This is a genomic window from Acetobacter okinawensis (assembly GCF_002153655.1).
Classification (GTDB): domain Bacteria; phylum Pseudomonadota; class Alphaproteobacteria; order Acetobacterales; family Acetobacteraceae; genus Acetobacter; species Acetobacter okinawensis_A.
In genome coordinates, this window is sequence record NZ_JOPJ01000004.1 from 62,339 (window position 1) to 75,353 (window position 13,015).

The window sequence follows — 13,015 nt, forward strand, 5'->3', positions numbered from 1 at the left end:
AATACAACCGACCAGAATTACCAGGATACCACTTTGGTCAGACCTGCTGTGGAACCTTTAGCCGGTTTCTGATTCAAGTCATATCACGGCATAAACAGACCGTCTGCGTTTAAAATTTGCGCAATAATTACACATATTATGGCTTTAACGCACTCGCGCCGCATTTTTGCCTTATTTGCCGAGGCGAAAACGAAAAAACCGCCCAAAAACGGCGGTTTTCCTTGGAATAGAGGCTGTGCGCAAAGTTTTCAAAGCTGTAATGCATGCTAAAAAAATGCATCGTGCCACATATTGCTCAGCCCCATTGACCAAAAAACAAGGGCCACGCTTGCGCGTGGCCCTTGTTTTTAATCAGCCTTCGCGGCTTTTGGAGCGCTTTTTGCGTTCATTCGGATCAAGGTAACGCTTACGCAGACGAATGGCCGACGGGGTCACTTCCACCAGCTCATCATCTTCAATGTAAGCAATAGCCTGTTCCAAAGACATACGGCGCGGGGGGGTCAGCATCAGAGCTTCGTCCTTGCCCGATGCGCGCATGTTGGTCAGCTTCTTTTCACGAACCGGATTCACTTCCAGATCGTTTTCACGCGAATGCTCACCAATAATCATGCCGACGTAGACTTTTTCGCCCGCATCCACAAACAGCGTCCCACGGTCCTGCAGGGAGAACAGGGAGTAGGTTGTGGTGTTGCCGTCTTCAGCCGAGATCAGCGACCCGTTGCGGCGCCCTTCAATGGTGCCAGCATACGGCTGATACCCAAAGAACAGACGGTTCATAATGCCCGTACCGCGCGTGTCGGTCAGGAATTCACCATGATAGCCGATCAGCCCGCGTGAGGGGATGATGAAGGTCAGACGCACCTTGTCGCCACCGGAGGGGCGCATATCCTGCATCTGGCCCTTACGCAGAGACATCTTCTCCACGACCACGCCAGAATAGGGTTCGTCCACGTCAATGGTGACTTCTTCGTACGGTTCTTCACGCTCACCGGTTTCTTCGTTCGTGCGGAACAGCACGCGCGGACGACCGATGGTCAGTTCAAACCCTTCACGGCGCATGGTTTCAATCAGCACGCCAAGCTGAAGTTCACCACGGCCTGCCACTTCAAACGCTTCGCTTTCGGGGCTGTCGGTCACGCGAATAGCAATATTGCTTTCGGTTTCCTTGAACAGACGGTCACGAATCTGGCGCGATGTGACCTTTTTGCCTTCACGACCACCCAGAGGGCCGTCATTGAGGCGGAAGGTCATGGACAGGGTCGGCGGGTCAACCGGAATGGCGTGCAGGGGCTCGCTCACTTCGGGGGCTGCGATCGTGTCGGGAATGGTCGCTTCGGACAGACCTGCAACGGCCACAATGTCCCCGGCTTCAACTTCCTCAACCGCCACGCGCTCAAGGCCACGGAAGGAGAGCAGCTTGGTCAGGCGGCCCGTTTCTACCACGGAGCCATCGGCGCGCAGCACCTTGACCGGCATGTTCACACGGGCACGCCCCTGCTCAACACGCCCGGTCAGCACGCGACCAAGGAAGTTGTCGTTTTCCAGGATTGTAGCCGTCATGGCGAACGGCTTGTCCTTGTCCAGCACGGGGGCCGGCACATGCTTGAGGATCAGGTCAAACATGGGGCTGAGGTCCTTACGGGCCCCTTCCAGCTCCAGATCGGCCCAGCCCTGACGGCCAGAGGCGTACAGCATGGGGAAGTCGAGCTGCTCGTCATTCGCACCAAGAGCTGCGAACAGATCGAACACTTCGTTATGCACTTCATCGGGGCGGGCGTCGCCACGGTCGATCTTGTTCACGACCACGATCGGCTTGAGCCCACGGGCCAGAGCCTTGCCCACCACGAATTTGGTCTGGGGCAGAGCGCCTTCAGCAGAGTCGACAAGCACAACCGCGCCGTCCACCATGCTCAGGATACGTTCCACTTCCCCGCCAAAGTCGGCGTGTCCGGGGGTGTCGATAATGTTGATGCGGGTGTCTTTCCACACAACAGACGTGCATTTCGCCAGAATGGTAATACCACGCTCACGTTCCAGATCATTGCTGTCCATGGCGCGTTCAGCAACGTGCTGATGCTCATGGAAGGAGCCAGACTGTTTCAGCAGTTCGTCAACGAGAGTGGTCTTGCCATGATCGACGTGTGCAATGATGGCGATATTGCGGATATCCATGAAGTCGGCCTGATTGCTCCTGCGCGCCTTACCGCCTCCTCCATGCTTGGAAGGGCGGTCAGCGATCGCTGTGGTGTTTGCGTGGCCGCACAAATAGCCCTCCCGGCACCAGAATGCACGTAAAATTCTTATGTCTACCGCTCATGGGGATTGACCTGAGCCGTGCGAACGTCAGAACCAGAGCGCCACACAACGGGCGCAAGCCCTTTCCACCGGGGCAGAAGACCACCGCGACTCCGCATAATCCTGATACCTGACAGGCCTGTAACCCGCCCCTTTGCCCACGCGCCACCACAGCGCGCCCAAGCACCAGCCCCCAACCTCGAGCCATAACGCCAACCCGCCGGAAAGACCGTATGCCAGGCCATGCAACGCCCCTGCCATCCCCTATTCAGATGCGCCCCACACTGAGCCTGACGTGCCTTGGCCTTGTTTTTGGGCTGGTCATGGGCTTGGGGGCACCCCTTTTTACGCTTGACCTGACCGAAAAAGGCTACGGCACAGCCATAGTGGCAGCCAACAGCATGATGCATGCGGTAGGAGCGCTGGCCATTGCCCCGTTCATGCCCCGGCTGGCCGTAAGGCTGGGACCACAGCGCGCCATTTTTCTGGCACTGGTCGGGGGCGGGGTCACGCTCCTGCTGTTTCCGTTCAGCGCATCCATCTGGCCCTGGTTCCCGCTGCGTATTCTGCTCGGTGCGTTTTGTGAAGTTATTCTGGTTCTCTCCGAAAGCTGGCTGAACCAGATAACGGATAACCATGCCCGTGGCCGCGTTATGGGGCTGTACAGCACTCTGCTTTCTGTTGGCATCGCCATAGGTCCGGCCCTGCTCAGCCTAACGGGCAGGCAGGGCAAGCTGCCCTTTATTGGCACTGCCGCCATTCTGCTGCTGGCGGCAGTGCTTATACGCGCACCGTGGATGGTCTCCCCGCCACCGGCCCCGCCAACGCAGCACCGACTCCGCCGCTACCTGCTGCTGGCCCCCATAGCCATTACCGCCACACTGCTGATTGCCATGCTGGACGGGGCCGCCACGTCCTTTTTAGCCCTTTACGCCATGCACTCCGGCTGGAGCGAGCACGCAGCCACCCTGCTGCTCAGCGTCATGCTGCTTGGCGCAACCGCCATGCAGGTGCCTATCGGCTGGGTCAGTGACCGCACAAACCGCCGCACCGTTATGATTGTGCTGTCCATTCTGGCCTGTGGCGGTGCGCTGCTATGGCCCGTGGCCTTGCGCCACCCAGCCTTGGCCTACCCACTGCTGTTTGTCTGGGATGGTGCTTTTGCCAGCATGTATTCCGTTGCCATGGCCGCGGCAGGCAACCGCTACCACGATGGCGATCTGGTTGCCATTTACGCCCTGTGCTCGCTGGCGTGGGGAATAGGCAGCTTTACTGGCCCCGCCATAAGTGCCGCCGCCATGCAGGCCAGCCCCCACGGGCTGGCCCTGTTTGCCGCAACGCTGTGCGGCCTGTTCACCCTGCTGCCCCTGTTTTTGAAAAAGAGCGTCTGAAACCATCTTGCCCCTTACGGGCAGGGTGGCAGACGTCACGCGGCGCGCAGGCCATGTCAGGCCGGGCCTGCTCCTTGCGTGTTGACCTGCAAACGGTAAAGCGATTCCCCGGCGCACATGAACAGCCAGTCCCGCTTGGGGCCGCCAAAGGTCAGGTTGGATACGCCATGGGGCAGGCGGATGCGCCCGATAAGATGCCCTTCGGGGTTAAAAACAAACACACCGCACAGGCCCAGTGGGCCACCCACACCACACCAGAGATTACCGTAAATATCCGCCTTGAGCCCATCCGGGATCATCTGCACGCCTTCAAAGCGCATATTTGTCAGCAGACGGGGGTTGGAGAGCGGGAGCTCCTGCCTGTGCAGGTCAAACGCATGCACGGACAGGTCTCCATCATGCCCGCCAGCCCCACTCTGCCGCCCGGAGGAAATAACGTACAACCGCGAAAAATCGGGCGAAAAGCATAACCCGTTGGGGTTGGGCAGTTGCTCCTGCGTTAACACAACATCAATCCGCCCCGATGGATCTACACGGAAGGTGTGGTCAGGCTGTTTGTGCATCCCCCCCACGGCCCCGATCAGCTCCTCGCCTACCCGCCAGCGGATGCGGCCATCGGGGTTTGCTTCCCCGCCTGCCGCATCGGCATGGCCTTCGGCAACGCTGTCCCCATATCCGGGGTCCGTAAACCAGATGCTGCCGTCGGGGTGGGCAATCACATCATTGGGGGAGCTCAGGGGTTTGTTTTCAAAATGATCGGCCACCACGTGCACGGAGCCATCATGCTCCCAGCGCACCACGCGGCGTAAAAAATGCTCGCAGGATATCTGGCGGCCCAGATAGTCGAACGTACTGCCATTGGTATGATAGGATTCCGGGCGAAAGAGCGTAACCTCCCCCGTCTCCCACAAATAGCGGTACTGCCGGCTTGTCACCGTATCGCTGAACAGAAGGTAACGCCCCTCGGCCGACCACGCGGGGCCTTCTATCCACGCGCCCTGATCCCACACACGGTGGATGGTGGCATTCCCACTCACCAGATCACGGAAGGAGCGGTCAATCACCACCACATCGGGATCGGGGGCGTAGGAGGGCGGCGCATTGGGTCCCCATTGCCGTGGCGGCTGGGTGGTCACATCAGGGGGAGGCGTCATGCTGGCCGCCTCACGCTCTGCCGCCCGTGCCTGCTCCCCCGTGCGGGCCAGCAGCAGACCGGCGGACAGGCCAGACAGCCCTTTGAGCACACTGCGCCTGACCAACCTGTTCCGTAATGAGGTTACCATTTGAGCCCCTTGCGCCTTGGCAGGTCAGCAGACCGACCATACGGCCCCTGCCCGGTTGCACCCCACGCACATACCTTGCCGGAAAAAGCCTGTCACCACCACCAGCGCCCTGAACTGCGCATAGCGCTCAGGGTACTGCGGCAACCCTGAGCAGGTTGGTGGAGCCACTCACGCCAAATGGCACGCCAGCCGCAATCACCACCGAATCCCCCGTGGCACCAACCTGCGCACGGCGCACAACATCAAGCGCATCGCGCACCATCTGCTCAACCGTGGTGGAGGCTGTATGGGGCAGGCTGACAAATGCCCGCACACCCCACACAAGAGCCAGCCGTCGGGCAGCCTGCGCCGTGGGGGTTACACCCAGCACCGGGCATGTCGGGCGCTCACGCGCAATACGCAGGGCCGTAGCCCCCCTGTGTGTGTACGCCACAATGGCAGGGGCATGGAGTGTGGCGGCAACCTGCTGGGCGGCACTGGCTATGGCATCCGCCACATAGTCCTCGGGGGCCAGACGGGCGGCAGCCATATGGGCCTGCCAGCCTGCGTCCTGCTCCACCCGCCACAAAATACGGTTCATGATCCGCACAGCCTCACGCGGGTACTGCCCTGCCGCCGATTCTGCCGAGAGCATGACAGCATCCGCACCGTCAAACACCGCTGTCGCCACATCCGATGCCTCCGCCCGTGTGGGCGTGGGTGCGGCAATCATGCTTTCAAGCATCTGGGTCGCAACGACCACCGGCTTACCCAGCCTGCGCGCCTCGCGGATAATGCGTTTTTGAATGAGTGGCACGCTCTCTGGCGGCAGTTCCACGCCCAGATCGCCACGGGCAACCATAACTGCGTCACTCAGCTCCAGAATGGCTGCCAGATTTTCCACCGCCTGCGGTTTTTCCAGCTTGGCCAGCAGGGCTGCGCGTTCGCCCACAAGGGCGCGTGCCTGCAACAGATCCTCCGGCCTTTGCACAAAGGAGAGAGCAATATACTCCACCCCCAGTTCCAAGGCATAGGCCAGATCAAGCCTGTCTTTTTCTGTCAGGGCAGGAATGGGGAGTGCCACATCGGGAACGTTGACGCCTTTATGGTCACTCAGCGGGCCACCGGTCTGCACCCGTGTTTGCAGCCAGTCAGGGCCAACCTGCTCCACCACCACAGCCAGTTTGCCATCATCCATCAACAAACGGCTGCCCGGCTTGGCCACACTTATAATTTCGGGGTGGGGGAGTTGCACCCGCGTGGTATCCCCCGGCGTGTCCGACAGGTCAAACCGGAACGCCGCCCCCGCTTCGAGCACCACCTTGCCACCAGCAAACTGCCCGACCCGCAGCTTTGGCCCCTGCATGTCGGCCAGAATACCAATCGGGCGGTCAAGCTCACGCTCCACCTGCCTTACAAAGGCATGGCGGCTAGCGTGGTCGGCATGGGTCCCGTGAGAAAAATTAAGGCGGAACACATCCGCCCCTGCCAGAGCAAGGTCGCGGATGGTTGCATAATCGGAGGAGGCAGGGCCAAGGGTTGCAACAATTTTTGTGCGACAGAGCGCCATCTCTGCCGTGTTATGGTCCGGCGTTGTGACAAGAGACATCTGCACCACTTCTCCCTGACTGTCCGCCGGAAAAACTCAGGACGGGCTGATCGCCTCCTCCGCGTCCACACCCCAGATGGCCCGGCGGGGCACCCATCCGTTATACTGCTTGACCGAGACCTTGCACCAAGCCGAGCCTGCTGCACACTCCCTGATCGAGCCAACCGTTCCCGGCCGCAGCACAGCCACAAGGGCTGCGTCATCACTGGCGCTGGCGCGCATCAACACCACATCAGGCATTTTTGCCGCATCTTCCGCCTTGGCAACACTGCCCAGAACACGGGCATCCATATGACCGGAGGGCAAGGTTTTTTCCCCATCCTTACCGGACTGGGCGGGGATGGGGCTCTCATCCCCCGGTGGCTCACCGGGAACCAGAAAATCACGCCCACCTGCAAGTGTGGCCTGCTGCATCCAGCCTTTTTGCCCGCTCTGGTCTTCCACCAGACGCCAGACATCAAACTCGCGCTCAACCCGCACCGGCATACCCCGGCGGTGATACACCCACAAAATGGGAAAGCGCTGGCCGGGGCCTGCACGCATGTTCACTTCATCCGAGCGCAGGGCAGCGTAGCGGGGCAAAGGTAGCCCGGTTACGCTCCCTTTTGCAGGGTCACCCTGCACCCCGGCATCCGGAGCGGCCATATCTGGCGTGGGGGTGGGGGTAGTGGCTCCGGCAGCGGTCGCTGCGGCCCCCGCGACAGCAGCACCCGCAGCCACTGCGGCTACGTGGTGGTGTGCGGGCGCATGGTGCGCGGGGCTGGTTGGTGCCGTGGCGTGGCCATGGGCATGCTTTTTATGATGCGCAGCTTTTTTAGCGCTCGGTGCTGCCGTGGCACCGGGTTTGGCCTTGCCCTTGGTACCGCTGGCCTTGTGTGCTGCTGCCTGCGGTGCAACCAGAACATGCTTGTGGTGCTTGTGCAGTGGCGGCGCCACGCTATCGGCCGCAAACCCGGCAGACGCCGTAACGCCAGAAAAAACTGCCATGCCGCCGACCACACAGGCCAGCAGACGAAACCGGAAAGAAGAGCAAGTGCACATCATGGCTGCATCCCTGCCAAGAGAGCGGCCCGGGGGCAAGAGGCCGCACGCACTTCGCCGCTGAGTTTGCGTGCCACGTCCGGGCAGACATGCCCTTCAACCCTTCTCAAACCTGCCTCCATCCTGAACACTTGCCCACTAGAACACCAGTTGCCGGGCATTGCCTGCCCGGTCAAAAAAACTGGGGAGCCCCACAACCTGAACCTGCTCCAGCAGATCCTCCGTGCCGACACCCAATGTTTTTACACCGGAGTCGCACACCATGAGTGCGCCCCCCATCTCCACCACGGCATCGCGCAGCACATCCAGCCCGGCAACACCCGCACGCTCGCGCATGGATGCACCGGCTCCGTCCTCCAGCCCTGTCCATGCCCGGCAGAAGGCGCAAACACCCGCCCCCATGCCAAAAAGCAGAACAGTGCGCCCCATGGCCGCAGCACTTGCCGCCAGCATGTAGGCCGCATGAATACGCTCGTACCGTGCCTCCACAATGAGCAACGTCAGATCACATTCCGGCTGTGCAGGCACGGTGGGTGCAGGCTCAACCATGTGCATGTTCTCCACCACAGATCGGGCAGGCCGGGTCGGCACTCAGGGTCATGGTTGTAAACTTCATGCGCAGGGCGTCCCACATCAGCAACTGGCCTATCCCTGACTGGCCAATCCCCAGTATCTGCTTGAGCGCCTGCGTTGCCTGCAAGGTTCCCATAACGCCTGTAACCACGCCCAGTACGCCCGCATCCCCGCAGCTCAGGCCGGATGCCTGTCCATCTGTTTCGGGGTACAGACAATTATAGCACCCACCACCCTGTGTGGGGCTGAATGTAGCCAGTTGCCCTTCAAACCGCTGGGCTGCGGCAGAAACCAGTACCTTGCCCGCACGTACGCAGGCCGCATTAACCGCGTAACGCGTGGCAAAGTTGTCGCATCCGTCGCACACCAGATCATAGCGGGACACAAGGTCATGCGCACTCTGTGCATCCAGCCGCATATCCCATGTTTCCACCACAATTTCGGGGTTAAGGGCCGTCAGCCGTTCGCGCGCGGACTCCACCTTTTTCTGCCCCACCGCATGTGTGACGTGCAGCACCTGCCGCTGAAGGTTGGAGAGTTCGAGCACATCGTCATCCACCAGACCGATTCGGCCAACCCCTGCGGCGGCAAGGTACAGCGCCACCGGCGCACCAAGCCCACCGGCCCCGACCACAAGCACGGATGCGTTCTTCAACGCGACCTGACCAGTGCCGCCGACCTCGGGCAGCAGAATGTGGCGAGAATAGCGCTGAATTTCATTTTCGCTGAGATCAAGCTTCATTGGTCTGTACTTACCCGCTCTTTGGCGCCTGCTGGCCCACATGGCCCGCAAACACGTTATGGGCGACCTAACACCGTGTAACAAAGGTCATATTTTTATAATATCACATGCAACCGCACACATTATTATCTGGTTAGATGATGGTATCTGTTCTATAAGAATTGCATCCAATGCATATGAGGAATGTGTAGCATGACAACCTCCACCCAGTCCGGACCCGCCGTCCGGCCAGCCAGTCTGCCCCGCCGCCAGACCGCGCGCCGGGTGTGTGTTGCCGCAGCCGCTGCCTCGTTCGGCCTGTATCTGGCCTCCCCTTTTGTCACGCTGTGGTCTGCCGCATCCGACCTACAGCAGCACAATGCTCTTGCGCTGGGGCAGATGATCAACTGGGGTGCGCTTGATGCGTCCCTCAAGCGGCAGACACTGGCTGGTCTGCACCTCAACATTCAGCCCGCAGCAGACGAACTGCCTGAATTTGGTACGTCCTTTGCATCCACCGCCGTTTCCAACGCGGTTGATATGACGGTGACACAGGCCAATCTGGGCGCGCTGATGGACGAGGCCATGCCTGCCACAACCTCTACCGCACAGCCTGCGGCACCGTCCTTTGCGGCACTGGTCTCCCGCGCATCTGTTCACTTCAACCGGCTGGACCAGTTTGTCATGGAACTGCCCTTACCCGGCCATGAGCGCGAGACCCCTTTGCGGGTTGAACTGCGGATTGAGGGCTGGGGCTGGAAGATTACCAACGTGGAATTTCCCATGCGGCGTGAGCCGATCATGCAGGCGTCGGCTACCCCGTCCAACGCCTGAACCACACACAGCATGCCATACAATAAAGGCCAGCCCCCGTTATGGAGGCTGGCCTTTATTCATACCCGCATGACGCTCAGGCGCGGGGCAGGTCTTCTTCCAAAACCACCATGTTCACAGCGTAGCTGACATCGCCATCCTCATCATCACGATGGATGGTGCCGATCACTTCACCCTTTACGGCCAGCTCAACCGACATGCCCGCACGCGGAGCCGGGTTGACGGTCAGCTCGGGTGAGCCCAGCAGGCGGCGCAGCGCGCTCTGGAGGCGGGTGATCTCTGAAGCAGAAAGAGAAGCGCTCATGTCATTTATTCCTTAGTCGAGCCAAAACATGCATGCAGGAAAAACGGAGCACAGGGCATGCCCGACCACCCGGCAGGCAGCGAGCAACCAGAACCCGGCGCACGCGCCTTCCCATCTGTTCCGCCCCCTATAGGCCATCCCGCTCAGGCGGGGCAACCTTTCGCACCCGTGCCACGCCCTTGCCATGCCCGCGCCATTTTCCACCGTGCAACTGTTCCTCTCACTACAGGAGAGACCCACACCGTGCGACCACTGCGCCCCCTTCTGTCTGCCCTGCTTGTCTGCCTGTCTGCCGGGTTGTGCATCATGGCAACGCAGAGCGGGCCACTGCCCCCCACCACGCAGGGCAGCAGAACAGAGCATGTGCTGTACATGACCACGCATGACGGCGCAGCCCAGACTGCCACAACACTGTCCCGCCCCCATGGATGGGACGAGGTGATGCATGCACTCGCGCAAGGCAAGCCGGAGGCCGCCCACATTGTGGCCACCGTCCTGCCCAAAGCAGATACCCACACGAGCAGAACACTTGTGCGGACCATGCGGACCCTCCTGCCCCGCCAGCCTGCAACAGTGCTGAGTGCAAGCGAGGTCAACAGGCAGGCGGCAGGCAGTGCGGCAAACATCTGCTCCCCCGTTGGCATGTCCGCCACATGGCGCAGGCAGGCCACGCAGGCGGTCACCACCGTGCATGACATTAGACTGGCAACCCGCACACAAACCTGCCTGCGCACGCTCCAGCACACGGCACGGGGCGCCTGAGTTGTGTTTTTTCTAACAAATATTTGAAAAAATACCGACAAATACACAGAATTTTCTGATTTTTTTATCGAAATGATGTGTTGCCTCCTTTATAAGGGATGCAACACACGCAAATGCGATATGACATAAGCGCATTTATAGCAATAATAGTAATATAAGACATTCATTAAATGAATGAATTGTCAGTCCTATAAAAATAACAAGAAGTGACCTCGGCCCATGACCGTAATCACCGACCATACCTCAGCCAGCCCCCCTTCCACCTGCGCACACCTGCTGCTCCACCCCACTGCCGCCGTGTCCATGCGCGCACGCATGCTGGCCTCCGGCTCTGCTCTGTTCTGCCTTTGGGCTGCCCCGGCTCTGGCCGAAACCGCACCCAATGCAGCTTATCTGCACCTGCCCCATACCCAGCCCGCCACACAGCAGAGCGTACCTGCGACCTCCCCCACCACCACACCGGTTGCGGGTACGCGCATCACCATAACGCCTGCCTCGGCCACACAGCCGCCCCAAGCTGGCTTTTGGGATAACTCGCGCCTGCTGCCCCCGCTGACCAGCCGCCCGGAAGCCTACGGCCAGCCCCAGTCGCTCGAACTCAAACCCCTGCCAACATCACTCCTGCACCAAGGCCCGTGGGGGGTGTTCAACGCCAACACAGGGGCCGCTGCGGGCTTTGGCACCGTGGGGTATTACGCCGTCTCGCGCTGGGCGGAGGACTGGTCCAGCCTGCGCGACAAGCGCAACCGGCTGGATATTATGGACTCGCTCAAATACATTCCCTTCAATACGAACGGGGATATTTACCTGACGTTGAGCGGCAACTTCCGCCAGCATAATTTTTATGACCAGCGGGCAGGTTTTGGCGCCACCAAAAAAGACCCCGCCTACCGCAACAACTACCGCTGGAATGTGGGGGGAGACCTCCATCTGGGCGAGCACGTCCGCCTGTATGGGGAGCTGATGAGCGGGCAGGCCGCAGGCGTAAACTATTATGGTTATGCCGGGGGCCGCTGGCGCAGCAGGCTGGACGCGCAACAGGCCTTTGTGGAAGTGCGTGGCCGGGTGCTCAATGCAACGGTTGGCGGCATGGCTGGCCGCATGACGTTTCTGGACGCTCCCCCGTACTTTACCGCTGGCAGCGTGTACCCTTCCATCCCCTATTCATGGAATGGGCTGCGCGGCTATGCCTTCTGGAAAAATTTCCGGATCGACGGGTTCTACCTGACCCTGACCAACAATGCCCCCTCCGCCATGTTCCACGATCAGGTTGGCTGGAACTCGCGCCTGTTCGGGGCCTATACGTCCTATGCGGTGCCCAGCTTCAAATTCATGGGGCGGAACAGCCAGATTTTTGTGGATACGTTCTATCTGGGCACCATTCTTTCCAACAGCCCCCTGCCTAGTCTGGGGGGCGGGTCCATTGCAGGCTCCACACACCGCGACACACCGGGAACACGCATCTGGGGCAACGCGGGACCGCTTGAATTTTCCATCGGGGCCATGTGGCAGGGGGGAGAATTCCGTGCGGCCAAAAGCGGGCCAACACGCCCTGTTTCCGCCTATGCCATTGACGCAACACTCTCCTGGCGGTTTGCAAAATGGCCGGGCCACCCCGCCATTGGCATACAGGTGGATGACGTGTCTGGTGGGAATATGCACAAGGGGCAGACCAGCTCGTGGGGGAGCTTTCTCTCCCCCTTCGTGCCCAGCGCCTACTACCTGGATATGAGCACCTACATTGGCCAGTCGAACATTATTGACGTAGGCCCCATTGCCACAATTGCGCCCACCCCCAACACCACCTTGCTGCTCAAGGTGCCAGCCGTATGGCGCAACAGCCGTGAGGACGCCATTTACGCCAGCGGCACCGCCTTTTACGCCTACCGCCCGCACGGGGCCTATACCGCAACCATGCCACAGGCCAGCTTTACCTGGCGGGCCACACGCCACATTACATTCAGCCTTGATGGAGAATATATTTTTGCCTCTCACAGCATGATCGAGGCCGGGGCCTCTTCTGGTGCGTTTGTGCAAAGTAACCTTGAACTGACCTTCTAACCCGCTTTGGTGCAGACAAATACCGGCGCGCATCGTATGTGCAAAAAGGAGTGGAGGAGTGCGGCCAGCCCGGCCCCTCCGCTCCCGAGCATCCACACGGTTACGCCCGAGCACCCCCATGGCCGGGAGCGTAACCTCCATGACCAGAGGGAAGAACAGGAC

The 13,015-nt window shown here is 60.3% G+C and carries 11 protein-coding genes; 4 read left to right on the plus strand and 7 right to left on the minus strand.

The genetic code is table 11. The annotated features are described in order from the left end of the window. Positions 1-351: 351 nt before the first annotated feature. On the minus strand, positions 352-2,172 hold the full coding sequence (gene typA, locus HK26_RS02520; protein WP_025826249.1) for a translational GTPase TypA: 1,821 nt from the start codon (positions 2,170-2,172) through the stop codon (positions 352-354). Between the two features lie 356 nt (positions 2,173-2,528). Between typA and HK26_RS02525 the strand changes: the two genes are divergently transcribed. Continuing rightward, the gene (locus HK26_RS02525; protein WP_257640823.1) at positions 2,529-3,686 is read left to right on the plus strand and encodes an MFS transporter; all 1,158 of its coding nucleotides are present in this window, start codon (positions 2,529-2,531) and stop codon (positions 3,684-3,686) included. Between the two features lie 56 nt (positions 3,687-3,742). Here the strand turns inward: HK26_RS02525 and HK26_RS02530 are convergent, their stop codons facing one another. The 5 genes from HK26_RS02530 to HK26_RS02550 form a co-directional block, all read right to left on the minus strand. Next, the gene (locus HK26_RS02530) at positions 3,743-4,969 is read right to left on the minus strand and encodes an SMP-30/gluconolactonase/LRE family protein (protein ID WP_086638341.1); all 1,227 of its coding nucleotides are present in this window, start codon (positions 4,967-4,969) and stop codon (positions 3,743-3,745) included. 127 nt (positions 4,970-5,096) lie between these two features. Continuing rightward, positions 5,097-6,557 carry a pyruvate kinase gene (gene pyk, locus HK26_RS02535; RefSeq protein ID WP_086638342.1) on the minus strand — a complete coding sequence of 487 codons (1,461 nt, stop codon included), beginning with the start codon at positions 6,555-6,557 and terminating at the stop codon, positions 5,097-5,099. Positions 6,558-6,593: 36 nt separating this feature from the next. Then, on the minus strand, positions 6,594-7,601 hold the full coding sequence (locus HK26_RS02540; RefSeq protein WP_086638343.1) for an SH3 domain-containing protein: 1,008 nt from the start codon (positions 7,599-7,601) through the stop codon (positions 6,594-6,596). A gap of 135 nt (positions 7,602-7,736) precedes the next feature. Next, positions 7,737-8,147: a DsrE family protein gene (locus tag HK26_RS02545; protein WP_180539275.1), complete on the minus strand. Its 411-nt coding sequence runs from the start codon at positions 8,145-8,147 to the stop codon at positions 7,737-7,739. Then, positions 8,140-8,913: a HesA/MoeB/ThiF family protein gene (locus HK26_RS02550; RefSeq protein WP_086638345.1), complete on the minus strand. Its 774-nt coding sequence runs from the start codon at positions 8,911-8,913 to the stop codon at positions 8,140-8,142. Before HK26_RS02550 ends, HK26_RS02545 begins: the two co-directional genes overlap by 8 nt. 192 nt (positions 8,914-9,105) lie before the next feature. On the opposite strand from HK26_RS02550, the gene HK26_RS02555 reads away from it, so the two are divergent. Then, entirely contained in the window at positions 9,106-9,726 is a 621-nt protein-coding gene (locus HK26_RS02555) for a DUF2939 domain-containing protein (protein ID WP_086638346.1), read from the plus strand. A gap of 76 nt (positions 9,727-9,802) precedes the next feature. Here the strand turns inward: HK26_RS02555 and HK26_RS02560 are convergent, their stop codons facing one another. Then, positions 9,803-10,030 (minus strand): DUF3126 family protein, encoded by a 228-nt coding sequence (locus HK26_RS02560; RefSeq protein ID WP_025826241.1) that lies wholly within the window; start codon positions 10,028-10,030, stop codon positions 9,803-9,805. 57 nt (positions 10,031-10,087) lie between these two features. Between HK26_RS02560 and HK26_RS02565 the strand changes: the two genes are divergently transcribed. Next, positions 10,088-10,792, plus strand: a complete 705-nt coding sequence (locus HK26_RS02565; RefSeq protein WP_143296277.1) for a hypothetical protein — start codon at positions 10,088-10,090, stop codon at positions 10,790-10,792. A 219-nt stretch (positions 10,793-11,011) separates the two neighbouring features. Beyond that, positions 11,012-12,853, plus strand: coding sequence for an alginate export family protein (locus HK26_RS02570; protein WP_086638348.1), 1,842 nt, complete (start codon positions 11,012-11,014; stop codon positions 12,851-12,853). Positions 12,854-13,015: the final 162 nt, after the last annotated feature.